This window comes from Thermoplasma sp. Kam2015 (genome assembly GCF_003205235.1).
In the GTDB taxonomy this organism is placed as follows: domain Archaea; phylum Thermoplasmatota; class Thermoplasmata; order Thermoplasmatales; family Thermoplasmataceae; genus Thermoplasma.
Window position 1 is genome coordinate 1 of the sequence record NZ_QJSM01000025.1, and the last position, 25508, is coordinate 25508.

Below are 25508 nucleotides of genomic sequence, written 5' to 3' on the forward strand. Positions count from 1 at the left end.
TTTGAATAACCAAGCGCTGATAAATCCCGGATCGAATTATAAACTATCCGACTACAGCTCCTATATGCCAGTTTCGTTCACGGTCAACGGCAATTATTACAGCTTCTATGCGCCTGAGGACTATCTCGATGCGACATCGATAATACCATAAAAATGAAAATATTCAATATGTTGATAATCTCTATTTTTTGAAAACTCCAACATGGGGGTCAATAATGCGGAGTTTCATTTCTATACCGCCAATTATTTCTGAAACTTCACATTATTCCTATGAAACAGAGCAGGCCAAATATTCCCCTGTGAGCTACTCCTAAGCTAAAGCATCGGAGCTTCCTTTCATCTAAGAGACGCCTGCCTTTACGGACATACGTACAAGCCACATATCTATATAACCACAGGCGTATATTCGGATCTTATCGATCCCATTTATCGTATACTTGTTTATCGTGGATGATACGGAAAAATATAGGAAGAAAAATCATAAATATTTCTAATGGGGGAAGTCTGTGTATCTCCTGTCTGAAGGATAGATTTACAGCTTCCCCCAAACCCCTAACTTCTCTTTTAAATTCAATAAATATTAAATTTATTCATGCATTTTATCTTTATGGATGAATTTACCGATGCTGAATGCTTAAAGCGGATAAATGATGCAATATATTTAAACAATACAAGAGGAAAAAAAGGTAGAAAAGAAAGGGATAGAGAATGCGATGAGTTGCTTCTAAGATATTTTGACCAATGCAGATATACAGATTTAAAAAATATTGTAAAATTTGATGTTTTTTCAGAGGCTACAACTACTATGATACAGGCAATAGAATCATACAGAATCGGGATGTTCGATGCCTGTATGGTGATGCTAAGAAATACAATAGATGCAATAATGTTTGTAGCCTTAAACTATGAAGTTATATTTAATGATCAAAAAACTGCTGTATGGTATTTAAAGCCAATTGATGGCATTTCAAGGTTTGAAAATTATAAAAAATGGGATAAAAGGATAGAGGCACTAAAAGAGAAAAAATTTATTAATGATAAGGATGCGGGCAAACTTGGAGAAATCCATGAAGCAGGCCATTTCTCAGCCCATTATTTTCTAAAAGGCAAACAAAATATGCGTAAGTTTATAGAGAGAAAGGTAAAATTGCAGAACAATAATATTGGGAAATACCCAAAGACTTTTACAACAGAAAAAGAATGCAGGGAAAATCTGAATGATGCGTTTGATATTTTAGAGAAATTAATTAATAATTATGTGTTATCACAAATTACTAAGTGAAAGATTATTGCTTTACAAAACTTACATTTTGTCAATCATATTGGTATATATGATATAATTTATTTATATATCCATACATGATTCCCAAAATTTTATGGAAAGAAAACTATTTAAGGATATATGAATTGTTAATCACATGAGTAATATAGTTCCAGTTCCGAGATCTTGGAAGATACAACCGGCTCAGAAAAGATGCCGGTAGAATTCTTTTCTGATGATGAGATAATTTCAATGCAGTCATGGATTATAGATAAAATCCAGGAAAATGAAAAAAAAGGTCTGATTACCACAAAAGGTATTTTCTATTATTTAAAACTCTATTATGGGCTGGTGAAAGGATAGATGAGGCTCTTTCAATAAGGCCTATAGATATTCATTTAGATATCAATACAATTGATTTAATAACATCGAAGAGGAGCAGGCCTGTGATAAGGACAATCCCGTTACATAGAGATCCAAAGGATGCAATGATGTCATATTTTATAGAGTTCCATATTGACATGAAGTCCAGGGAAAGGATATTTCCAATGAAAAGGCAGGCCATTGATTTGTATTTAAAAAGGATGCAGAGGGATTTAAAATTTAAAATCCATGCGCACAAGTTCAGGCATACATTTGGTGTAAAAACAATAATGAACCATGTTCCATTATCCGTGCTCCAGGAATGGCTGGGCCATTCAAGCATATTCACAACAAGCATTTATACACAGATTACTGGAATGGATACAAGCCAGTTTATGGAGAATATGAGGTGATGGGGTGGTATTTATAGAGGGGTTAGGAGCTTGAGAAAAGCAGTAAAACCTCTCTTCGGACAGGAGATACACGAACACCCCTCAATAAAATGAGCTATAAATTATCTTTCCATATTTTTGTATCAGCCATGAGAAACGAGTGTACGATACCTGAGTGGGATAGGTGCGGACCGAATACGCGCCTGTGGAGATCGCAACATCGGGCTTGTACGGAATATATCCGTACAGGCAGAGATCTCTTCGATGAAAGGAGAAATCGAAGATTCAGCTAGGGGCAGCTCAAGCCTTTGCCCTTTTGCATGACAATAATGTGCTCCTTAAGCATCGTACTTGACGTTTCGCCGGATACATTGGTCGGGCTGTTTCTTAGAGGCATCCTCTTATTTGGTATATCCCTTACAAACGTTGCTATGTGGGCGAATCCCTGCGATTCAAAGAAATCCCGTATCGCGTCTGAGGTGGGAAGTATTACCGAGGCGACAGTTCTATTGGCTACAACATAGCAGGCATATCCATTTGCTTTCAGGACTCTAGATACGTTTACAATGGAACTAAGAAGGTCAGCATAGAAGGATGAAACTTCCAAGGCCCTTTCGTAATTCTTATTTGAAACAGCCGATATGGCCTTATTCAAGACCTCTGATGGAAACTCATCTATGCTCTTAGCCTTAGACCCGCCCATCAGTTTCTTGTCAATATTTCTATCGGTTAGCCCCAGCCATATGGACGAGAATTTAGAGTACTGGCCATAGGCGACGGTGGTATGCGAGTCGCCGTATGGCGGAGATGTTATTATTATATCAGCTGAGCCCTCGGGGATATCGCTGTTTGGGATCTCGTTGACCGAGTTGTATGGAAATACCGATACATGAGGTGGACTGCCGAACGCCGATATCTCTTTCCTAAACTCAATCAGACCCTCGAGGTTCCTCCTCAGCTTCTCCTTAAATATACGAAGAGGATCCGGATTCCATGCCTTTAGCCTCTCATCATCGTATCTAAAAATCTTGAACTCGTCTTTCCTTGTGTTTGAACTCTCTCTGACAGTTTCGCTAAAAGCTACTTCAAAGAACAGCTTCGTATGCTTATTCTCGATGTTATTTAAAAAATTCCTGATCTTTCCCAGAGAATAGGCAGCTTCTTTCTTGAACCAGAAATCTATGTTCTTCATTTTCGGGATGTCAGGCTTAAGATCGCTCCACTCGAAGTCGAGCCTGAGCATATGCTCCGATACGGAATTTGGATCTATGTATGGATCCGTCTTAGCCTCCGCGATAAGCCTCGCCAACGGGTTTAGATCTGTGCCGATGGCGTCTATACCTTTCAGCTCTGCCTCCACAAGGGAGGTACCTGTACCACAGTAGGGATCGTACAAAAGTCTAGCATTGGAGCCGTACATAGCGAGCAGGCGTTCTGCCACCTGCGGTATCATCCTTGCCGGATAATCATGGTATATATGGGTATAGCGCCTCGTATCAGCATCCTTGAATGTCCAGTCCTCCATGCCTTCGATCATCAGAGAACCTCAGCAGATGCAAAAACCTTCGGTAAATCAGTTGGGTGCACGCGGAATCCTGTGCCGTGGTTCCTAGCCATTGTTCCGGCGTAATGCAGCCTGAGATCTATTAGTATTATGCCATTTAAGATGCTGTCCCGGATTATATCTTTATTTGCTCCTTTATAAAGAATGGCCTTATAGAAATTGAAATATTCTCCATCTATCCTCTCCTCCACCCTAGCATAGACTATGATAATGGCCGGAATTTTTTGCTCAAACTGGTTCTGGAGATCATCAAATCGCCATCTTACAATGGTCGAGCCATCTATGTGCCTGACCATGACGTATTGGTCGTCTGCATATAGGAACAAGCCCGCGTTGTTAGGCCTGAAGCTCATGGTGAAGTATAGCCCCAGCCTGCCGTTTGAGTCAGGCGTTCCATACTTTTTAATGGCTTCTAAAGGATCCATCACCCATGCGCCCCTGTTGAACGTAAAAAGGGTAATCATATTGTTGGAATCTTCGCGATGCGCCTTAAGCTCAATGCCATCTATATCTGGCAACGATATGTTATTCTCATGGATGCCTAAAAGCGTTTCGAGCGTCATACCTATTCCAGTTGGGCCTTCTCTAAGTGATTTCACATAACCTTTGCTCTGTATCTGCCTAAAGCGTATTTTGAATTCATTAAGATCCATATATTGCTCGTAATCCATAACACATTTTAAATTTTTTGAGGAAATTGAGAAGATCTTGCTTTATCTATCTTCACCGTCAAATTGCTGTCAATCTTCTTTGTATTTTGATGGATAATTTCCGCATTGTAATAGCAATATGTCCACTATTCTATTTATTCTTCCCTATGAACTCTCCGCAATATATGATATATTCACAGTGAGCTACTCCTAAGCTAAAGCATCGGAACTTCCTTCCATCGAAGAGACCTCTGCCTCTCCGGACATACGTAAAAGCCATATATCGCTATAACCACAGGCATGTATTCGGTTCGCAACGATCCTACTCAGTTATCATCCACTTGGTTATCGTGGATGATACAAAAAAATATGGGAAGACGATCTATGAATATTTCCATTGAAGGAAGTCCGTGCATCTCCTGTACGAAGAGTGAGTTTTACCACTTCCCTCAAACTCCTGACTTTTTTTGAAATTCAGATAAACCATCTACTTTTTGAATCCTTCTTTGCATCACACTCTCTGCCCGCGTTTTGAGGATTATTCAGGTTCGCAGATCTACTCAACTTTTTGACTCCAACACCGGCTCGCATTCATAGACACTTTCAGATTCAATCCTCGGAGTCGCCTTCGCTCTCCTTCCTCTTCAGGAATTCCCGATATTCCTCAGGCAGCCTCTCGCGATTCGTTGAAAGCCATGCGACGATATTGTTAAAGGCCCTAATACGCATCATCTGTATGTCGTAGTAGTTGTCGGTCAGCTGCTTCACCGCCCAGGACGCTTCATCATCCACCGCCTCAAACGACCCTGGCTGCGGCAGGGGGTATCCATCATCCGTCCGTATGGGTTCGATGGTATGGTTCGGAAGCGTGGCCTCATAGGGCGTAACCTCCTTGCCGATCCCCCGCATCCATACTACATGGAGGTTCACTAGAAAGCGTTTTTCAACGTAGCGCAGGGCCATCATCCTCGCATGCCCCTTGTTGATGCCCTCGCGCGACGCATATTCTGCCTTCTTGGCTTCGTACAAGGCCCTGTACTGGGATTTGTCCGCTGAGAGCTTTTCAAAGGATGTGGCCACCTTGAACAGCGTTGCCTTGAGCCTGGTGTTCTGGAACACATGGTAGCCGGCCTCATGCCTCATGATGCTCTTTTCCAGCACCGATTTGACGATGGGCGCTCCGCATGCCCTGCCCTCGCCGTCCGTATTCGATTCGAGAACAGGACAGGATGCTTTTGGCGATGAAGATATGATCTTGTGGCCATTCGCGCACTCCATGCGGTAGAACTGTCCGGCGAGGCCGGCGTAGGCGACAAGCATTGACGGCTTCGGGAACCTATCGATCGGCGTGAGCATCGCTATTAGGTTCGCTGAAAGGATCGGGCCAATGCCCTTGATGTGCTTCAGATAGTGCTCGTAGATGGGCATCTTGGCAACCCAGGGGACGATGGATCTGGAAAGGTTTTCCTCGGTGTTTTTCAGATCCATGAAGTACTTCAGGATGGGGTCTATGGCCGGATCCGGTGGAACCTTCTTCTCTATGATCCATGTGGCCAGCTTCGCGAATCTCTTTTCACCATCGTCTTTCATGCAAGGTCCCTCAACGAATTTCAGCTCCGTCCATGCTGAGTGCAGTATGCGAAGACTCAATGCGGTGCCTGGTCATCTCGTTCTTCGCCCTCTCCACGACCAGGCGCCTGATCTCGGGATCCTTGACGGATATAGTTGAGAGGTATGCGACGACCTCAAGGAAGCTGTCATCGAAGACGCCACCGACTGCCCCTATCTCCTTCAGCATTCCGCGCATCTTCACTGAATCGGCCTCGTTGAAGCGCCTGAGGCGGAGGACGTTTCCCGTCTTGGAGACGTAGACGAGCGAAATTGAGCTTTCGCTCTCAGTTACCTTGATCATGCTGCTCCTCCAGCCTCTCCAGCCTCTCAACCTCGTCGAGCAGCTCCCCTATCACATCGCCCACAGTTTCAAACGGCTCATAGCCGCCTCGCTTTTTCTTCCATTCGTTCAGCCTCCGGATCGTCTCATCCGGTATCCTATATGCCTTGCTCACCATCGCTTCCTCCATGTCCATTTTTCAACCTCGATCCCGCAATCATTGATGGCATATAAATCTTTGCCAGCATTGATACAGACGGTTGCCGATCTTCCGGTCGGAACGCCAAACTTTGAAGCCCATGAAAACGCACGATATCGAAGAACGCACGGGTTTTTCTGCACCTGACAGCGGACAGGCGTCTAAAATGAATTATAAATCATTTATGAATAAAAACGGAAAGAACTGGGTCTGCTGTAAACAAACGGAAAAAAAATTATAGTGAAAAATTTTTGGACAGCCACCCTGCGTTTGCGCCGGTGCGTTCCGCCCGCGGAGGCTTAATTTATATGAACTCTTAGTAGACCGTTCACTGTGGCATGCGCCCAGTGGTGGGGAAAACGTGGCAAATGGACGGTGGGAAGAGACATGGGAAAACGAACAAGCTTTGACGGACCCGCCCTGTCACCCCTTCCTCGCTGAAGGCTGGGACTCATGCTCAATTTTTCCGTCAGGCATTCTTCTTGCTTTTCTGCGCCTTCCGGATGGCTTCGCTCTCCTTCCTGTCCATCTCCTCTGCGACCCTGTTGAATATATCATCGCCCACGTCAGCGCTCTTCATGCTGTCTGCCTTTGCCTTCGCCTTGGGACGCCCCCTGCCCGACACCTTCTCCAGAATGCGGTCGAAGTACGTGTCTGTATATTCTGCTGCGACCTGCTCTATCCTCTCGTAGAACGGGGTGAGGTACGCATCCTTCTTAGCCTCGTAGGCTGAAGAAAGGTAAGCCGGTGGCATTGGGAGGACTATGCGCTTCTTGATCTCCTTCACAATGCCCTCCCTGTAATGCCTTACTATGACCGGGTACTTGAACCAGCTGCGCGGGTCGTTCTTGTCCGGCGAGGGGCTAAGCAGGAACGGCTTGAAGGTCCCGCGCACCCTTGTGGCCTCAAGCACCAGCTGTATGAGCTCCCTTGAACGCTTCGTGATGCTGGGCAGCGAAGGCACGGTGTAAAAGACGATGAGGTTCCTGTACCTCATGGTCTCGGATACCTTTCCGAACAGTATCAGCTCCTTGCTCTGCCACTCCTGGCTGTCTATGCCCTGACCGGCCTCATCGAATACTATGACCGTTCCGGGCGGTGGCCTTGAGTTCAGTATCTTCAGGAACTCGGGGATGGAGAATACCACGTTGTCTACGGTGAAGTTCCTATCGACGAGGTAGGCAAGGCTCAGGGCCCCGTACGATTTGCCAGACCCCGGCTGTCCTATGAATACGACGTTGATAGGCCTCTTCTCTATCCTCCTTTGGTGTATCCAGCGGAGGATCCATACGTCCTTCCATGATGCACCGCTTATGCCCTCATAGCCGCCTTCATCCATCAATCTCGTCACCCGCCATGTTCTCTGGTTCATCGTCGCTCGATGGACCGCTGTCGCCGTCAACTGGCGGCAGCCTCATATCGCTTGAGAGGACATCGCTCGTTGAGAGCACCACATCCTCGCCTATGTATCCCATGGTCTTCATCAGCGCTGTGATCTGCCCGAACCACATCATGAGGTAATGCAGGTACTTCCACCTGAATTTATAGAAGTTTACCTCTATAAGCGGCTCTACCTGCTTGAGCTGATGGTATATAGAGGAGAGCTTGGTCTGATAGTTCATCTGCGCATAGGTGCCGGACATGTTGGGCGTATTCTCCACTATGGCCATCAGCATAGTATGCAGCTGGACGATGCTTATCAGGTTCTGCTCCAGCTGCTCTGGTGAAGGATCCCTGTTCCTAAGCGTGTCTGAGAGGCTGTAGTAGAGAGCAAGGACCGGATCTTTGGCGTCAACCACTTCCTCACCTCCTCCTGAGCCTCAATTTCTTGGCAAAACTTATAATTGATTGTAGAAGCTTATTTTTCTTTGTCTGCGTGAAATTTGATACATCTGTAGCAATTTCCAAACCCCCGTCATGAGCCTCAGCGCCACGGCTGAAGGACACTGGAGTACTCGGAGCCTCTGCACGGTGCTCCACCTTCGGCTCCGCAGGCGCATCCACAGAAGGCGGCTGGCGCTTCTTCTTCGGTAACCGACGGCCCTTGAATATGCGCCTTATTTCGGATATGATCGAGACGCTCTCCTTAAGGCCATCGAGCATGCCAGCGACCTCGTCCTGAGTGTAGCCCATAGCCTCCATATAACCCAGAACGGCTTCGTTATCCATATTATAGACCGCAATCATCACCTTGAGCCTCTCCAACGCCACATACTCAGGCACCTTGCCGAAGAATACATACGAACGGATGCCGTTCGGCTCAGGAACGCGGAACGGCGCTATGGACAACGGGTAGACCGGTATCATGGATCTTCCAGCGTCCTCAATGCCGACCGGGCGGCCAAGCACATGCCAGCCGTCGTCAAGCCTGTAGGCCGATACCAGCGGATCAAGAGAGAGGATGGCAAAGTCTATGAGCTTCTCTTCGTACACTCCCGTCCTGTCGCCCTGCACTTTCAATATCCATATCCGCTTCTCGAATGGAGGGTGCCCCTCGGTCTTCATATAGGTATTCATCGGAAATGGGCTTTGAAGCGGTTTCCAGCCTGGCAGCGTGTCATTCTTTGCCACTTTGAAGAACATCGGAGTCATTATCTCCTCCATTGCCCTTATCTCCGTGTGATCGGGGTGCTGTGGTGGGATACGCACAACAACCGCTTCGACTGTGTCGTCCAGCAGATCCGAAATAGACGGAAACGTGAACTTGGACGAGGGGTCTTCCCTCTCTATCACCGACTTTCTCTTCATATCGTAATAGGAGTTGTCCTTCAGCCCTGGGTTTTCAAACTCCAGATCCCTGAAGAACAGCTCATCGCCCCACCTCTCCTGCGGGACGCGGTATGGGAAAGACCTCGGATAGTAGTCCCTGCCAGTTTTTTTCCTCACTGCACGGTGCAGGACTTCTTCCGATGCACGCCTCTGGTGTTCCAGCTTTTTCCTGAATTTTTCCTCGGTGCTGCCGAGGCCTGACAGCATGTCATCAAAATCACTGCCCGCCATTGTTATCAGCCACCTCGCCCTTCTTCTCCATGCTGTCGAGCATTTCCTTCATCTGCTTCAGCCTATTCTTGAGGTCGTTGAGCTCTGCCGTGGCCGCACCGGCTTCATCTGTCTTTGCGCTCTCGATTATGCGCAGCCTGCGGTCTGTGAGGTCCTTGCCGAACACAAACGACTCAAAGTCAAGGGTCTCCTTCAACGTCTCATCGTACTGCAGCGTGAGGTTCACAAAGGGCACAATTGTGTCGTAAACAGAGGCCTTTGCTATGAACCTGTGCTCAGGAAAATGGTGCCACTGGAAGTGCATCCATACTGGATAGTCCCCATTATCCGCAAACTCCATATCATCCACGGCGTAGGCGACTCCCCCGTCAGTGCTGCGGACGGTGTTAACCAGGCCGTCTGTCTGTATATACTGCATTACCTTTGCGGGGATGTAGTAAGTACCCCTATTTATGGTGCCATGTTCAGAGTCTATCTTATCATAGTACACCTTCGTGTACGCTGGATGGTAGAACCTGCTGACGAGGATCGCGCTGATCAGCATACCGAAGATGAGCGTGGGGATGGCTATCGTCAGGCCTACGAGGAAATAGGCTGCGGTAAAGAGCACCGCGCCAAGTATTATAGAGGGGAGGGAGTCGATGATGTCCCTCTTCAGCGAGAAGGTCTGCTCCATGATCTCCTTCAGCTTCGCAATCATGGCCTCAGTCTGCGTATCAAGATCGACGTCAGGTTTTTCTCCGGTTACAGCTGCTCTGATGGCGGCCTGCTCCCTCTCTATGTAGCTCTCTTCACGGGCTATTCTCTTATTTCTTATTCTCGATATTAGACCCATCAATCCACCCTTATAGCTTTGCGGTCCTTTCTTCTCGCAACAATAGGCCCTACAATAAGGGCACTCGCAACTATGATCAGCACAACACCCGCATCAACCTTTACCTTAAAGAGATTAAGATAGGCCTGGGTATATATAGGAATGGGCGCCGGTGGGGCATATATCTTCTGCAGTGGAGCCGTCGCTATTGGAATGCCCTGAAACCTGTACGCTACCGAATTAAGATCCACAACCACGTCCGATGTGCTCGCGTTGACGTAGAGTAGGAATGTATGCTTGCCGACAAAAGAACCAGATGCTACGTAGCCTCCGTTTGAGAATATGGTGTAAGTGGCCTTCTGCGACGAATACATGGTAATGTTCCAGTATGGATACATTATGGGCAGAATGCGGTAGGTGGCGTTTGCAGCGATGAGCGGGGAGGCGTAGAGGAACTGGTCATTGCTTCCCAGCGTGGAAACCGCGTAGACAGCCTGAAAACTGTATGTGGTAACCGACTGCACGACGGTAACGTTAAACGCATAGAAAGACAACGGCGTTGAGCCAGGCGCCTTGCTTATATTGAAGTAGAGGTCCCCGTGCCCGCTGATCGTAAAGGATACGGTCTCCGGGGTTGAAGCAAATCCGTTCTGCACAACCTTTCCATTGTAGGAAATATTGTACTGGCCGTAGTCTATGAAGACGTTGATCACGGGCAACACGGTGTCGTTGTATGAATCGAGAGGCACCGCCAGCGTTATGTTCGTGACGGGTGATGAAGACCATACGGATATATAGGGATTGGCAGGTGCAGGTGGGGCTGACGCCGAAGCAGTCGATGGTGCAGAAAGAAGCACGGCAGCGGACGCCAGAAGAATCAAAATGAACGCCCTGTTCATGCGCCCAACACCTGATGTGGCATATTCGGAAGGGCCAGCACAAGCGATCCTGAGATGAAGTGACGTACATCCGATATTATGATTGGAAGGGTAAGGCCCATCTTAACTGCAAAAACAATGAACAATATCACAATTATTATGATTAACGCCGCAGATATAACTGCTCCCATATATTCATTTACACCTCAAAAAATGAATGCTCAAGAAAAATTTAAAGTTCGCGTATTTAAAAGAGAAGTTAGGGGTTTGGGGGAAGCTGTAAATCTCAACCTCTTCGTACAAGAGATACACGGACTTCCCTCAATGGAAATATTTATAAACAATTTACCATACTTATAGATAGTGATAACAGCCACCAAAGTGAAGCTGTATCCAAACGAAGGACAGAAAATTTTACTGGAGAAGCACTTTGGCAGCTGTAGATTCGTATACAATTATTTCTTAGCGAAGAGGGACGAATACTATATAACGCATAGGGATGCTAAAAAATCCTCTTTAAACTATTTAGACACACAGAACATGCTCATCGATCTAAAGAAGGAATATCCATGGCTGTACGAGATCAACGCCCAATCACTTCAGATGTCTCTACGTTTCTTAGACAATGCATTCAAGAACTTCTTTCATAAGAATGCAGATCATCCAAGATTCAAAAAGAAAGGTATTAACGAATACTTTGCAGTACCACAGCACATAAAAATTCAAGGAAACAGGATCTATTTCCCAAAGTTCTCTGAAGGCATATACTTCAAGGGATCTAGAGAGAAACTTTCAAAGATCAAAGACGTCAACGAGATAATAATAACAAAGGATTCAGGATACTACTACTGTTCCATAATATATGAGATACCAGAAGAGTTCCCAGAGAAGAAACCATTATCTGAAGAGAACTCCGTTGGCATAGATCTAGGCATCGAGAAGTTCGCAACATTATCGGATGGAACAGTGATAGAGAATCCAAGGTTCATAAAGAAGATAGAAAAAAGAATAAGACGATTACAAAAACAGTTATCAAGAAAGCAGAATGGATCGAAGAATAGAAGGAAGCATATACTTAAATTACAGAAGGAGTATATGAAGATCAGGAATATGCGTGAAGACTTCGATGATAAAATATCGACTGCGATAGCCAAGCGGTACGATACCATCGTCATCGAAGATCTGAACGTATCAGGCATGTTTAGAAACCACCATATTGCAAAGAGTCTAAGTGATGTTTCTTTCTATTCCTTCAAGCAGAAACTGGAATGGAAAGCAGAAAAATATGGAAAGAATATAATAGAGATAGGAAGATTCGATCCATCATCTAAGATATGTTCAAGATGCGGTAACATAAAGCATGATCTGAAGTTATCAGATCGCATATATCATTGTGATGTATGTGGTCTCATCATAGACAGGGATCTGAATGCCGCCAAGAACATAAGGAAAATTGGACTTATAAAAGTAGGGCTGGTGCAGTCCGAACTTACGCCTGTGGAGATCGCAACATCGGGCTTGTATGGAATATATCCGTACAGGCAGATGTCGGTCGTTGAATCAGGAAGCTCCGAAGCTTCAGCTTAGGAGTAGCTCACACTTGAGGATTTTCCCATTTTTTCCTTGTTTTTCCTACATTCTTCTCTTCCTGAATGCGCTGAAGAATCCCTTGAGGCCACCCCGCTTCGGCTGGCTCTGCGGCAAGTTGAGGAAGAGCTGGTTCTGGACAGGCCTGCCTATCTGCATTTGCTGCTGTACCGGCGGCTGTATCGGAGGCGGGGCCTGTGGTTGAACCGGCGGCTGGACAGGCCTTGGCTGTACAGGTGGCGGGGCAACAGGGTTCTGTACGGGCATTTGAAGGTTCAGGCCCGTTGGAACCACTGGGTTCTGTTTTCCGCGGTGCAGTCTGCTCAGCATGCTGTCCACAACCGACCTCTTCGCCTTAACATCGAAGCCACCGATGTTGAGATCGATAGTCCTGCGGCTTCTGCGGTCGAGATAGAAGGCCACAGACAGGCCTATACCCGTGACGATGGACAGCAGCGATATCACCATGTCCAGGCCTCCTCCGAAGAAGCTCACAAGAGAGAATCCCTGACTGCGCCCGAACTGCGACGATACGAAGTACTGCACTACGATGAAGTTGGACTCCCCGTTTACCGTGAAGGCCACTATCTTGAGGTTGTTTGTGCCAGCTGGATAGTCTCCGGCGTAGAGCGTCAGGTTGTAGTGATAGCCGTCTGTGGTGTTGACAAGCGTTGGCTCAAGGACCTGCGTCCCTATGAAGGCCTCTACAATGGAGAGCGGTGCTGAAGAAAGCACGGTTATTTCGTAGGTCGTGTATGGTCCGTTGACCACGGAATGGGCCTCGATGACTATGTTGGCGTTGGTCGATACCGGGAGTATGGACACATTCACCGAATACGCTGCGGTTGCGCCGAGGGAATCGACAACGTATGCAGACACCGTGTAATTGCCGACCGTTGGGAAGTAGAGCTCCTGCTCCTGGCCTGACAGGCTATGGCCCATATACTCCCATGTGACCGTATAGACGCTCGAATCTGGATCGGTGACCGTTGCGTTCACGTCCACCAGTGTGCCTACGGGCATTACCTTTGGCAGCGTGAACGATACGGATATCGGCGCTGGATACAGCCTCACCTTGAGGTACTGGACGTACGTACCGCCGTTGTACTTGAACGTAGCTATGACAGTGTTGAACTCGTTGTATATGGGGAACCTGTAGGATACGTTCATTCCGGTCAGCGTCTGGCCGTTGGGGAACGACCATGACATGCTGTACGGGCCAGGCGCGTCCCAGTTCGGTATGGCCTCAAAGTGGAATGTGGTCAGTATTGTCCCGTTCACCGTCGGCGAATATAAGAACGTTACGGGCGCGGGAAGCGATTCTACGGTGAGGCTTGCAGATCCAGTTGCACCGTTGGATGCCACCACGCTGAGCGTTACCGTGTAATTTCCTGAGGGGAAAACGTACACCGGATCTGGCTGGAGCGAGTAGTGGCCATTCCCGAAAGACCAGTTGTAGGCGTACGACGAACCGCCGAGGACAGAAGAGGAGAACTGCACGGCAAGCGGTGCAAAGCCGTAGGTTTCATTCGCAGCTATGGCCACATAGAGATGCACGGTGACGGAGAAGTTCTGGACATCGACGTAGCCCGATGCGTCCTTCACCTGAACCTCGAAGGTCTCCGGCCCTGCGGATCTGAATGCATGCGTAATATTCGCTCCGGAGAACTGCTCGCCTGACGGGAAGTACCACTGCACGGCATACGGCTTGATGCCGCCGGATATGTTAAGCGAGAGCTGCTCTTGCTCGGAGGCGATGATCCTGGAAGGCGCTATCAGCGATGCGTGCGGGTCCGGAAATACGGTCTCATTTATCTCGGCTATGGCTTCCCTTCCGAATGCATCTGTCACGGTGAGCTGCACAACGTAGGAGCCTGAGGCCGGGAATGCGAACGTCAGCGTGGCATTGGAGTAGGTATGGCCGGCTATGAGCCATGAATATGTGTATGGGCCCGTGCCGTTTGCGAGTATGGATCTGAACTCTATGGGCACGTTTGCATCAGTGCGGTTCGTGGGCGTAACGATGGAGACGGACGGGTTGGGCCTCACCGTTATTGTGGAGCGCAGGATTACCGATTCGCCGGCTGAGTCGTTCACATAGGCGGTTATCTCGTATGTGCCGGCCTTCGTGAAGTACTGCGAATACGAAGAGGATGAGGACACCTTGACGCCGTTTATCAATACTGCGTACGTGTATGACGGCGTTCCATTGGCAGCTGTCAGCGTTATGTTGTCCGTGATGTTCTCATCGACGGTCGGGTATTTGACCGATATGGAGGCATGAAGCGCCGGGTTTACGACGACCGATACGCTGTATGTGGCGTTGTGGCCAAGATCATCGATGACTACGAGCTTCACAGTGTATGTGCCAGGCACAGCGAACAAGTAAGTCTGATCTTGCTGGGACGATACAAGGTTGCCGTTTACGTACCACTCATACGTATAAGGAGAGGTGCCTCCAGAGACATGCGATGCAAACGATACGGACATGCCCTCATCGATGGAGCTGGCCGAATCCGATATTGAAACGCTCACAGGGGCGTTGACCGTTATCGTAACCGATGCGCTCGAAGCCTCGCCGAAGGAGTCCTTAACGATCAGCGTGATCGTATACGATCCTGATGATGGGAAGGCATGCGATGCGTCCGCGCCGTAGGCGAAGACCGCTCCGTTGATCTCCCAGGTATAGTTGTACGGAGAGACGCCTCCGGACACGCCGGACAGGAACGATACGGACATGCCCTCATCGATCGCCGTGCGGTTGGCGTATATCGATGCTACAGGCAGCGGCTCGACATATACAGCACGCGAGAAAGTGGCGGTGTAGCCGAAGTAGTCCCTCAGCGTGACGTTTACATAGTAGGTCCCGGGTGCTGGGAAGGCATGGGCGATCGATGGACCATATCCTATGATGGCTCCATTTACGTACCATGTGTAGTTGTACGGGGATGTGCCGTAGAGAGGCGTTGCATTGAATTCGTCCTGTACGCCCTGATCTATGTACACATACTTGACGCTGAAGGAGACAGACGGCGGTGAAACAACATCGACGGTAACGTTGCTTGAAACGGTATAGCCGTTTGCGTCTGTCATCTTCACGGTTACCGTGTATGTACCCACCGCGTTGAACACATAGGTGAACGATGCGGAAGTGGATATGACGTTACCGTCCAGCACCCATTCATACGTATACGGGCTGAGGCCTCCAGACCCGGATGCGGTGAATGTCTCTGCGTATCCTGCATCCATCTGCGAGTAATCTGCCTTTGCCGACACCGATGGATCTGGATGCACGGTAACCGTGGTAGATGAGACCGCGGTCTTGCCAACGGCGTCCGTGATCTCGACCTCAACGGTGTAATTTCCGGGCGAAGCGAAGGAATAGCTGAATGACGAGCTGTTTGATAAGGCCTGGCCATTGACGTACCATTCGTATTTGTACGGAGATGTACCGTTTGAAACCTTCACGGTAAATGTCTCACCCTGACCGGCATCGAGCGATGCCCTCGGTGCATAGATCTGGCTCGATGGGTCTGCATTGACAGCCTCTATCAGCGTTGAGGACTCAACGGAGTAGCCTATGCCGTCCTTGACCACGACGTATATGCCGTAGGTTCCAGAGGAAGTAAAGGACGTAGTGTATTGGTAGGACGTGGCTCCTGATATTGCCGTACCATTGGACCAGTACCACTGGTATGAATAAGAACCAGTTCCGCCTGAAGCTGATGCTGTGAATGTTATGGAGTTGCCGATGTCTGTGGGGTTCTGGCTTGACGATATGCTTACGGATGGATCTGTATTGACCGTTATGACTGTGGTTGCGGTTGCGGTGACGCCGTCTCCGTCGGTCACAGTCAGCGTGACGTTGTACGAACCTGATGATGAGAAGGAATAGGTGACGTTCTCAGTGTTGAATATGTGCCCCTGTATATCCCATCTGTACGTATAGCCGGGCGAGCCGCCGCTGACGGACGGATCGAACAGATCCACAACACCCGCGTCAACGCTCGTGTACTTGGCGGTTATGGCAGCGGTTGGGGGTGTGTTTGCCCTGACGGTTATTGATACGTTGTACCACTTTCCCTGAACGATGTAGTGCGCAGATATGGGGAATGATGCGATGCTGGTGTTCTCAAACGTGAGACCGATCTGCACATCGTTGGCGTCGGCAGTCTGGTTGATATCATCTACAAACCAGTACACGTTTCCGCCGGCTATGGAGCCGTTTACAACTATGCCCCAATAGTTCTCTTTTCCATAGGTTATGTTTGTCGGGCCTGCAATGTATATTGAGGGGAGCTGATCGGCTGTTATAGCTACCGCTGAAGTGTTCGTCTGGTTCAGGCCATCCCTTATCTTAACCTCGATTGTGTAGGTGCCTGGAGCTCCGAACTTGTAGGTCAGATAGGCCCCGTATCCTATTACCGCAGAACCGTTGAGCCATGTGTAATTATACGAGCCGGTTCCGTAGGATCCGGATGCCCTGAACAGGTCATTTGTGCCGGCGTAAACGGGATTGTACTGAACGGATATTGAAACGGACGGCTGATGGTTGACCACTATTGTCTCAGATGCGGAGGCAGTATCGCCCAACGAGTCCCTGATCGTGACCGAGGCCGTGTATGTGCCAGGCTCGCTGAAAGTGACCGTTGGATCCTGAGCGTAGTATGTGGCGCCGTTGATCGTCCAGGTGTAATTATACGAGCCGGTGCCACCGGAAGCTGATGCGGTGAACGTTACAGGAACGCCTGTATCTGTTGGGCTGGGTGATTCGCTCACCGCCACTGATGGATCTACGTTCACCGTCTCAGTTAGAGTTGAAGATTGAGCCGTATTGCCGTTTGCGTCCTTGACCACGACGTATATGCCGTAGGTTCCGGAGGAAGTAAAGGACGTAGTGTATTGGTAGGATGTGGCTCCTGATATTGCCGTACCGTTGGACCAGTACCACTGGTATGAATAAGAACCAGTTCCGCCTGAAGCGGACGCAGTGAACGTAACGGAATTACCGATGTCTGTGGGGTTCTGGGATGATGAGATCGAAACCGATGGATCTGTATTAACAGTCTCAGTTATAGTATTTGAGGTTGCAGAATTGCCTACGCTGTCCTTGATTATGACATAGACACCATACGTTCCTGAGGAAGAGAATGATGTGGTGTATGACTGTGAGGTCGCTCCTGATATTGCCGTACCGTTGGACCAGTACCACTGATATGTGTAGCTTCCTGTACCACCACTTGGTGATGCTGTGAACGTAACGGAATTACCGATGTCTGTGGGGTTCTGGGAAGAGGTTATGCTTACGGATGGATCAGGATTTACCGTCTCATCTATCGTATTTGAGGTTGCAGAATTGCCTACGCTGTCCTTGATTATGACATAGACAGAATCAGAGCCGGAAGACGAAAAAGACGTTGTATATGTCGATGAGGTTGCTCCCGACACTGCTGCACCGTTCAGATACCACTGATACGTGTATGAACCAGAACCTCCACTGGGGGAAGCGGTGAATGTGACGCTATTGCCGATGTCTGTGGGGTTCTGGGAAGAGGTTATGCTTACGGATGGATCTGAATACACCGTCTCCGTAAATGAATATGATGCTGAGTCGCCGACCGAGTCCTTGATCGTCACGTTGACGTAATAGGTACCGGGAGATGAGAAGGACGTTGAGAATGTAGAGGTGGTAGACGACTGCACTGCTCCATTGAGATACCAGGTGTATGAGAATGCCCCCGTTCCTCCGGAAGCGGACGCAGTGAACGTGACGCTGTTCCCGACATCCGTTGGATTCTGGCTAGACGATATGCTTACGGATGGATCTGGATTCACGGTTTCGGTAATCGTATTTGATTGAGCTGAATTGCCAATACCGTCATGGACAACTACATAGATATTATAGGTTCCAGACGAGGAAAACGAAGTTGTATATGTGGACGACGTAGCTCCGGACACAGGATTGCCGTTGAGGTACCACTGGTATGAATAAGAACCAGTTCCGCCTGAAGCCGATGCTGTGAATGTAATGGAGTTGCCGACATCAGTCGGGTTCTGGCTAGACGATATGCTTACTGAAGGATCGGCGTTGACCGTCTCGGTGGCGCTGGCCGATCCAGATACGCCTATGCCGTCCTTGCCGGTAAGATCGACAGTGTAAGTTCCTGCAGAAAACGTTGTGTTGAACGCAGGAGTTGTGTACGTGCTGCTACCGACGGTCCAGCTCCATGTGTATCCTGCCGATGATGGAGCGGTCCCGCTGGTAGAACCGCCTATTATCACGCTGAGGAAGAACTGTGTGTTTCCAGCGTCCGTGGACGATATGATTGGCGGAGTTCCGGAGGTGGATATGGGACCGCCGGTGATGTTCAGGGCTGACATGGAAGGCCCTCCGCCCATGTTGCCGTTGTCAACCGCAACGAAATACCAGCCAGCCGAAAGCGTCTCGGTTCCGGAATACTCGGTTGCACCTTCGGAGTGCCATGCATTATCGCCGAGGACGGATATCCAGTTGACGCCGTTGTCCGATATCCATATGGCGCCGTTGTCGTCGTATTCGCCGTAGAAAGTGTACGTTCCACCGCCGAAGTACAGGACAGTTACGGCAACGTAGCCCTCATCGTATGCGCCTCCACTCGGCTCAGTGTTCAGGACGCTGAGGCTCGACGGGTACGGGACGTTAGGCCTGCCCAGGAATGTCTGCCCGTTGTATGCTGGGTTTCCGTAGTCGTAGCCGAAGCCGCCATCTACGAAGGTGCCTGTCCATGTTGATACGTTGTTCTGGAACGAGTCCGGCATGATGAGCGGGTACGAGGCGATCTCTGAATAGGGCACAGCGCCTTCGTAGGGGGCGGACGTGTACGAGTAGACGTAGAATACGCCCGGGGTCATATCGTTGAGAATGTATACGGAAGGCGGGTTGAACACATATTCGCTTATCGTGTATGATGCTGTATGCCCGTCGCTGTCCGTGACTACTACCTCGATAGTGTACGAACCGGATGATGAGAAGGAATAGGAGAGCGTGGAGCCGGATCCTTCGGACGCTCCGTTGACGTACCACGCGTACGATATCGAGCCTGTTCCACCGGATTCGGATGCTGTGAATGTAACGCTATTACCGACATCTGTGGGATTCTGGCTCGAAGATACGGACACTGATGGGTTGTTGTTTATCGTGACCGTTACGGATGCGCTGTACGTTTCTCCGACCGCATCAGTGACGGTAACGGTGACCGTGTAGGATCCGGCGGAGCTGAACGTGTATGAGAAGTCCTGGCTCGTAGATACCTGAGAGCCGCCTATGATCCATGAATACGTATACGGAGAGGTACCGCCCGAAGGCGTAGCCGAAAACTCTATGGGATACCCGACGTCTGCAGTGCTGACGTTGGATGAGGCAGAGACTGTTGGACCTGTATTTACAGTTTCGTCGATCGTGTTAGAATCGACCGTGTATCCTGCGGCATCAGTTACCGCGACATAGTAGTCGTAGGTTCCGGACGAAGAGTAGGAAACAGAATATGTGGATGATGTTGCTCCTGATATGGCGTTTCCGTTCAGGTACCACTGATACGAATACGGGGATGTGCCGCCTGACACGGACGAGCTCAGCGTTATGGTCTTTCCCACATCGGTTGGGTTCTGGGATGAGGATATGCTTACGGATGGATCTGTATTGACGGTCTCTGTCAGGGACGCCGAGACGGTGTTTCCGTTTGAATCGGTCACTGAATAATCTAGCAGGAACTGACCGGTAGAACTGAATGAATATAAGAACGATGATGTGGAGCCTGATGCAAGCTGAGAATCTGATGTAGATGTGCCGTCGTAGAGGACGTAAGAATAGGATGAGTAGGACCCTGAGCCGCCGGAGGCTATTGCATCGAAGGCAATGGACTGGCCCTCATCGGCGGGGTTGTGTGACGGCGATATTGAAAGCGATAGGGACGAATCTACCGTAAGGCCTACGGTGTTGGACTGCGCATACGACGAGGCACCATACACGATCACGTATACGGTGTCGGATCCGCTGGGCAGGCTTGTAGGATTCCATGTGGACGAAGTGGCTCCGGACACAGGATTGCCGTTCAAATACCACTGATAGGAAAAGGGGGACGTACCGGTGTTGGATGAGATGGAGAAGCTGTCGGCCTGATTTGCATCCAGCGTGGTCTTCGACGCCGTGATCGACACGGAGAAGGGGGTATAAGTGCCTGTAACGCTGTACGTTCCTCCAGGAGATGCGAATATCACTTGGTACGACGGCGTGTTCCAGCCGGGGACACTGTCCCAGTCGACCTCAAAGGATATTCCGCCTCCTTCTTGAGACGTCTTCCATTCTGCGACGAGGGTGATCGTTTCCCCTGGAGCTGCTGATCCACTTGCGCTGTTTTCGGTCCCGTGGAGATACGCACCCCATGAGGATACGTCGGAGTTCAGTCCGCTCTCATGAACGTTTACCGTGGCCGTATAGGTATAGTATGTAAACGGATTTACTCTCCATTCAGGCCCAATGTGGGGATCAAAATGGCTCAGCGGGACCTCAGCCGGAACGAGGGCAGAGAAGAGCATCACGGTTGCAACAACCAGAAGAAAGAGACGCCTTGAACGATCTTTCATGCTTTATCAATGCACAAATGCACGAAAACAATAAAAATAACTTGGAAAAATTTTCGAGGAGGATCAGAGAAGGTCCACGCCCAGCTTGAAGAGTGTGTAAATGCCAAGGAAAATCACCAGGATCACCAGCATGGCGATTATCGGCCCGAACAGGCCTGCATTGTCCGCAAGATCTGCCACAGAAACAGCCATTCCATTGAAGACCTGGGTGATTACCCCAGAGAGGAAGGTGAACGCGGAGAGAACGAAGCCCTCTAACGTTGCAACAACCTGCCCAATGACATCATTCCCAAATGAGCCCATTGCGTTTTCAATACCCGAGACAAGCGAAGAGAAGTCTGAGACTATGGAAGATGGATCTGTGAATATGTTCTCAATCGCAGCTCCAGCACTGGCAAGCCAGCCGAAGAAGCCGCCAGAAGAGGTCTTCGGGGGCTGGACGCTGATCGCCATTATGGGCGATGAAATGGCCACGGTGGAATTTTTGGCGATCACATACACGCTGTAGGAACCCTCTGAAGGAAAGGTGTATGGTATGGATGCGGGGCTACTACCCTGAGCGGATGCAACCTCACTACCGTTCACATAAAGCGTAAAGGACGATGCGCCGGGCAAATCGGTCGCCACAGATATGGAGATCTGAGATCCGGCATAGATCGGAGATGGCAGGGATACGGTCACCGAATAGGATGAGGAGTACGGCGATGCGGTTTGTACAGCTGCGGCCGGCGGAACGGCAAGGAGCATGAATACGGCCAAAACCATTAAGAAAAAAGGAACGAGACGACTAAACTGCATCGTCGATCCCCCTGAATGCTATCAGAACAAGGAAAGCAAGGGAAATGCCCAACAAAACCAGAAAGACCAAGACCACTGGGGCCAGCCATTCAGGCCTTATGGACGAGAGTTCCAGAGCAAACCTTCCGAATATGTTTCCAATGGCATTCCCGAATATGGCGAAGAATTGAGAAAAACCAGAGCCTATGACCTGGGCTATAAGATGAAAGAAAATTATAACGGAACGCCCGAGTGCTGAAAAAAGTGTAGACATTGAACGGCCTCGAGGTCAGACATCTTCTTCCGCACCGAGGACGTCCCTCTCTATTCCATACGCATCGAACCAGAAGTACATCACAGCGCCGGCGAGGCCTATGACTATCACGAATATCACAGGCGCCCATATGCCCAAACCCTGCAGTGAGTACGACCAGTTCTGGAACATGGTCTGTATCGACGAACCGAAGCCGCCGAATATATCGTGCAGCAGCAGCGATATGCCGCTGGTTATCGCATTCACGATCGGCTCAAAGATCGAATCCCATATGAGCTTCAGTATGCTGCTTACTGAGGGGAAAGTTTCCCATGTCGCTGGAAAAAGAAGGAGGAAGAAGAGCGTTGCCTCTCCCTTTGCCTTCTCTTTCAGCTTTCTGAACCATGTCCCAAGGTATTCTTTTATTTTTTTGCCCAGCATGGCCGGTCACCTGTTCTGGCCGCTGTTCATCAGTTCGTGCTTTATGAATGTCTTGTTATGCATGTATGCTGCAACGACCAGGAAGGCCACAAACGCTAAGAAGGTCACGATAAGCAGGAACATCGCTGCCGGATTGCCTGCAAAAGCTGCGACCTCAACGTACTGCGGCCAGTCAAAGTAGTAGGCTATGAATGCTCCTATGAAGCCGCCGATGATCATCGAACCGAAGAACCTTACCAGCAGATCCACTATGCTTCTCCTAGGCCTTGTGACCTCTTCAACAAGAGCCCAGAACATTGCACCGGTTAGCAGCCCAAAGATGAACATCCCATGGGTTAGGGTTATCACCGTGCCGTTGATGGATACTGAGGGCTTGGTCATGAACAGCGCCAGCCCGAACAGACCCATAATGGCTGCGAAGACGCTTGCCCACAGGTCCCACGTGGTGCTGTACATCTTGGCTTCCACATTTATCTTCTTTGCTGTTACCATATCCACCCTCTATTTCCTTCCTCTTCTTCGCGAAGCCTTTCTCTTCACTGTCCTCTTTCGCGCTCCACTTTTCCTTCCATTTCTCTTCTTTACCAGCTCTCTCACCTCTTTCCTCTCTTTCTTCCACCGGATCCAGCCTTCCTGCCGGCATACGGAACTGATACGCCCTTCGCCTTCATCGTCTTTATTGATATATCATGGAACGGCAGCATCAGGAAGACGCCGACAAGTGCAATTATTCCAGCAGCAACTTCAGCAACATATTCAGCCGTGGTGTAGTTGAAGACACCAGAAGACACCCCGCTGGCAGTCAGCATGACTTTGTACGAAGTTGCCGGCTCAGACGGGAACTCAAGCTTGACCATCACAGTATCGTTCTGGGGGCCGGTCAGCATCGCCGGGCTTACCGGGATATTGTAGTCAATTGTACCGTTCAGCGGCACTTTGGCTGCATATGCAGGCGTGAAGGAAGCCGCTGTGGTGCCGTACCCGAAGACTATGGTCATGTTGCCGGTCATGCTCTTATAGACCGTGGCTCCTGTTGCGTTCTTCGTCGCTATGTCCACTCCGCTCAGGTACACTGTCAGCTTGTTCACCGCATAAGCGTTGAACTGACCGAGTTTGGCTCCTGTGATCAATATGTCGGTTGCAGATCCCGGAGTAACCGTTGCTGTCTCATTGGTCAGCGCGAAAGACGTTGCATAGGCGCCTGTGCTGTTGACGTAGTAGACGTAGTGTGGTACTGTATCCGATGTCAGAACTGAGGTGTGCTGTTGCACAGCACTCATTTCCTGGGCGCTCCATCCCGCGAACGCTCCCGATAGCACTATCACAATGAAGACTATCAGGGAGAAGATCGTGAGACGCTCGCCCTTGCTTTTTTTTGTCTCAGCCATTGTTCTCAAATTTTTCTAAACGAAATCATTCTTAAAGTTAGCGATTGGTGATGGCGGCGGCAAAACGCAGGTGCTTCAGCGGCAAGATCGTTCAAGGCTCCAACGGCTGGCCCTGCTGCATGTTCGACTGCAGGACTGCCGAGATCTGGTTTGGCAAAGGCTCCGGCTGAATCTCCGCCGGCAGCTGCTGGCTGCTGTCAGCTGATGGGGGGCTGGACGGGGCGCTGTTGAGCATCTTCATCAGCTCCTTCCTTTTTATCCTATGGTAATCGAACTTGGGGCTGTGTTCAGGGCTGTATCCAAAGACCTGCACTGATCCGCGTGATTTGAGAGCGTTTTCTATTTGCGAACCAAGTTCAATGATGGACAGCAGCGCCTTGCTCACCTGGAACTCATCCTGAGCCGCATTTTCAGCGTCAGGCCTCAGCATCATGTACGGAGAACTTAGGATCTTGACCAGGTCCATGACCTGCTTGTGCAGTGCAATGGCTCTCCTGAGGGCATAGTCCATGGATCTTGGGAGGCTCTGGCTGTTGAGCATCTTCTTCAGGTATGAAAGCAGGGCTGCAAAGCCGTTGCCCACATGGGAAAAAAGTGCGGCCATCTCTGCATACTCCAGAGGGTGGTCATGGCCCATGTCATTTTTCAACGTCTCCACATAGCCGTTTACAGATGCCTGCAGAGAAGAGGCATTCTGAACCGCATCCTTCAGCGCAAATATGGTCTGGAGGAGTTGTCGGGACTCATCGTCCATCCCGTTGACGGGTACATTCGCGAGCGTCATCTGAGGCGCAGCCGGCTTCGGCTGGGAAATTGGTATGTGCTGGGCTTCATCGCCCGAACCGCGGGTGAACCATGATGTTGGTGAAACCATCAAAAACAAAAAGCCAAACTCATTCAAATACTTGCGGGAAAACCAGCATGAAGGATCAGCGGACCAGCTGATTGCTCCGTTTTTCGCCGTTGCCGTCTGGGGCGCGGTGGTGGAGGAAATTGAACCAGTTCAGGTTCCTGCTGTTGCCCTTTTCCTGCCGCATGGCAACGTAGCCGTCGGCTGCCAGGGCTTCCAAAATCAGGAGGACGCTCCTCGCCGTAGGCTCCTCGCCATATTCTCTGCCGATCTGTATGCAGATGCTCCGCACGGAGAGCCATCTGTTGCTGTATCTGGAGAGCACCTCGATTATCCTTGAAACCAGGACTTCATTCTGATCAGGATCCGTCTTCATGCTTTCTTCCTCGCCTGTGGACCACAATCGCCCATAGCGAATAAATGGCCATCATGCCCGAAAAAAGAAGGATGCCGGCGCTGAACCGCTGGAATTGATCTGAGGGCAGAAGGAACAAGAGGGCTACGCCTGACATGGTGAATGAGGCTGCTGAAAAAACGAAAAGGCGGAGCTCGATGCTATTGTTTCCCTTTTCCATGCT

The 25508-nt window shown here is 49.5% G+C and carries 24 protein-coding genes; 5 read left to right on the plus strand and 19 right to left on the minus strand.

What is annotated here, in order from left to right; all coding sequences use genetic code 11:
* Window positions 1-607: 607 nt before the first annotated feature.
* From DMB44_RS05305 to DMB44_RS05310, 3 genes are all read left to right on the plus strand, one after another.
* Window positions 608-1282: a hypothetical protein gene (locus DMB44_RS05305; RefSeq protein ID WP_161952103.1), complete on the plus strand. Its 675-nt coding sequence runs from the start codon at window positions 608-610 to the stop codon at window positions 1280-1282.
* A 165-nt stretch (window positions 1283-1447) separates the two neighbouring features.
* Window positions 1448-1624 (plus strand): hypothetical protein, encoded by a 177-nt coding sequence (locus DMB44_RS09310; protein ID WP_153280162.1) that lies wholly within the window; start codon window positions 1448-1450, stop codon window positions 1622-1624.
* The gene (locus DMB44_RS05310; protein ID WP_110641573.1) at window positions 1621-2037 is read left to right on the plus strand and encodes a site-specific integrase; all 417 of its coding nucleotides are present in this window, start codon (window positions 1621-1623) and stop codon (window positions 2035-2037) included. The genes DMB44_RS09310 and DMB44_RS05310 overlap by 4 nt, the downstream gene beginning before the upstream one ends.
* 268 nt (window positions 2038-2305) lie before the next feature.
* On the opposite strand, the gene DMB44_RS05315 is transcribed toward DMB44_RS05310, so the two are convergent.
* The 10 genes from DMB44_RS05315 to DMB44_RS05360 all read right to left on the minus strand — a co-directional run bounded on the left by DMB44_RS05315 (window position 2306) and on the right by DMB44_RS05360 (window position 11033).
* Window positions 2306-3553: a DNA methyltransferase gene (locus DMB44_RS05315; RefSeq protein ID WP_110641575.1), complete on the minus strand. Its 1248-nt coding sequence runs from the start codon at window positions 3551-3553 to the stop codon at window positions 2306-2308.
* Window positions 3553-4233: an MvaI/BcnI family restriction endonuclease gene (locus DMB44_RS05320; RefSeq protein WP_110641577.1), complete on the minus strand. Its 681-nt coding sequence runs from the start codon at window positions 4231-4233 to the stop codon at window positions 3553-3555. Before DMB44_RS05320 ends, DMB44_RS05315 begins: the two co-directional genes overlap by 1 nt.
* Window positions 4234-4839: 606 nt before the next feature.
* Complete coding sequence (locus DMB44_RS05325) at window positions 4840-5820, minus strand: transposase (RefSeq protein WP_110641579.1); 981 nt, start codon at window positions 5818-5820, stop codon at window positions 4840-4842.
* 10 nt (window positions 5821-5830) lie between these two features.
* Window positions 5831-6142, minus strand: a complete 312-nt coding sequence (locus tag DMB44_RS05330) for a hypothetical protein (RefSeq protein WP_110641581.1) — start codon at window positions 6140-6142, stop codon at window positions 5831-5833.
* Window positions 6126-6317 carry a hypothetical protein gene (locus DMB44_RS05335; protein ID WP_110641583.1) on the minus strand — a complete coding sequence of 64 codons (192 nt, stop codon included), beginning with the start codon at window positions 6315-6317 and terminating at the stop codon, window positions 6126-6128. The genes DMB44_RS05330 and DMB44_RS05335 overlap by 17 nt, the downstream gene beginning before the upstream one ends.
* Window positions 6318-6789: 472 nt before the next feature.
* Window positions 6790-7671, minus strand: coding sequence for a hypothetical protein (locus DMB44_RS05340; RefSeq protein ID WP_153280163.1), 882 nt, complete (start codon window positions 7669-7671; stop codon window positions 6790-6792).
* Window positions 7652-8119 (minus strand): hypothetical protein, encoded by a 468-nt coding sequence (locus DMB44_RS05345; protein WP_110641587.1) that lies wholly within the window; start codon window positions 8117-8119, stop codon window positions 7652-7654. Before DMB44_RS05345 ends, DMB44_RS05340 begins: the two co-directional genes overlap by 20 nt.
* Window positions 8120-8123: 4 nt before the next feature.
* Window positions 8124-9320, minus strand: a complete 1197-nt coding sequence (locus tag DMB44_RS05350; protein WP_153280164.1) for a hypothetical protein — start codon at window positions 9318-9320, stop codon at window positions 8124-8126.
* Complete coding sequence (locus DMB44_RS05355; RefSeq protein WP_110641591.1) at window positions 9307-10155, minus strand: hypothetical protein; 849 nt, start codon at window positions 10153-10155, stop codon at window positions 9307-9309. The genes DMB44_RS05350 and DMB44_RS05355 overlap by 14 nt, the downstream gene beginning before the upstream one ends.
* On the minus strand, window positions 10155-11033 hold the full coding sequence (locus DMB44_RS05360) for a hypothetical protein (protein ID WP_110641593.1): 879 nt from the start codon (window positions 11031-11033) through the stop codon (window positions 10155-10157). Before DMB44_RS05360 ends, DMB44_RS05355 begins: the two co-directional genes overlap by 1 nt.
* A gap of 78 nt (window positions 11034-11111) precedes the next feature.
* On the opposite strand from DMB44_RS05360, the gene DMB44_RS09315 reads away from it, so the two are divergent.
* A complete protein-coding gene (locus tag DMB44_RS09315) occupies window positions 11112-11372 on the plus strand; it encodes a hypothetical protein (protein WP_153280165.1) in 261 nt (86 codons plus the stop codon).
* Between the two features lie 3 nt (window positions 11373-11375).
* The gene (locus tag DMB44_RS05365; protein ID WP_110641595.1) at window positions 11376-12599 is read left to right on the plus strand and encodes an RNA-guided endonuclease TnpB family protein; all 1224 of its coding nucleotides are present in this window, start codon (window positions 11376-11378) and stop codon (window positions 12597-12599) included.
* Window positions 12600-12644: 45 nt separating this feature from the next.
* Here DMB44_RS05365 and DMB44_RS05370 read toward each other — a convergent pair whose 3' ends face one another.
* From DMB44_RS05370 to DMB44_RS09410, 9 genes are all read right to left on the minus strand, one after another.
* Window positions 12645-21221, minus strand: coding sequence for a PKD domain-containing protein (locus tag DMB44_RS05370; protein ID WP_110641596.1), 8577 nt, complete (start codon window positions 21219-21221; stop codon window positions 12645-12647).
* 63 nt (window positions 21222-21284) lie between these two features.
* Window positions 21285-21986, minus strand: a complete 702-nt coding sequence (locus DMB44_RS05375; protein ID WP_110641598.1) for a hypothetical protein — start codon at window positions 21984-21986, stop codon at window positions 21285-21287.
* A gap of 22 nt (window positions 21987-22008) precedes the next feature.
* Complete coding sequence (locus DMB44_RS05380) at window positions 22009-22272, minus strand: hypothetical protein (RefSeq protein WP_110641600.1); 264 nt, start codon at window positions 22270-22272, stop codon at window positions 22009-22011.
* 15 nt (window positions 22273-22287) lie between these two features.
* Window positions 22288-22692 (minus strand): hypothetical protein, encoded by a 405-nt coding sequence (locus tag DMB44_RS05385; RefSeq protein WP_110641602.1) that lies wholly within the window; start codon window positions 22690-22692, stop codon window positions 22288-22290.
* A 6-nt stretch (window positions 22693-22698) separates the two neighbouring features.
* Window positions 22699-23184 (minus strand): hypothetical protein, encoded by a 486-nt coding sequence (locus DMB44_RS05390; RefSeq protein WP_110641604.1) that lies wholly within the window; start codon window positions 23182-23184, stop codon window positions 22699-22701.
* A 101-nt stretch (window positions 23185-23285) separates the two neighbouring features.
* A complete protein-coding gene (locus DMB44_RS05395) occupies window positions 23286-24080 on the minus strand; it encodes a hypothetical protein (RefSeq protein ID WP_110641606.1) in 795 nt (264 codons plus the stop codon).
* Window positions 24081-24171: 91 nt separating this feature from the next.
* Window positions 24172-24954 carry a hypothetical protein gene (locus DMB44_RS05400; RefSeq protein WP_110641608.1) on the minus strand — a complete coding sequence of 261 codons (783 nt, stop codon included), beginning with the start codon at window positions 24952-24954 and terminating at the stop codon, window positions 24172-24174.
* A 55-nt stretch (window positions 24955-25009) separates the two neighbouring features.
* The gene (locus tag DMB44_RS05405; protein WP_110641611.1) at window positions 25010-25333 is read right to left on the minus strand and encodes a hypothetical protein; all 324 of its coding nucleotides are present in this window, start codon (window positions 25331-25333) and stop codon (window positions 25010-25012) included.
* Window positions 25290-25505, minus strand: coding sequence for a hypothetical protein (locus DMB44_RS09410; protein WP_161952104.1), 216 nt, complete (start codon window positions 25503-25505; stop codon window positions 25290-25292). The genes DMB44_RS05405 and DMB44_RS09410 overlap by 44 nt, the downstream gene beginning before the upstream one ends.
* Window positions 25506-25508 lie beyond the last annotated feature (3 nt).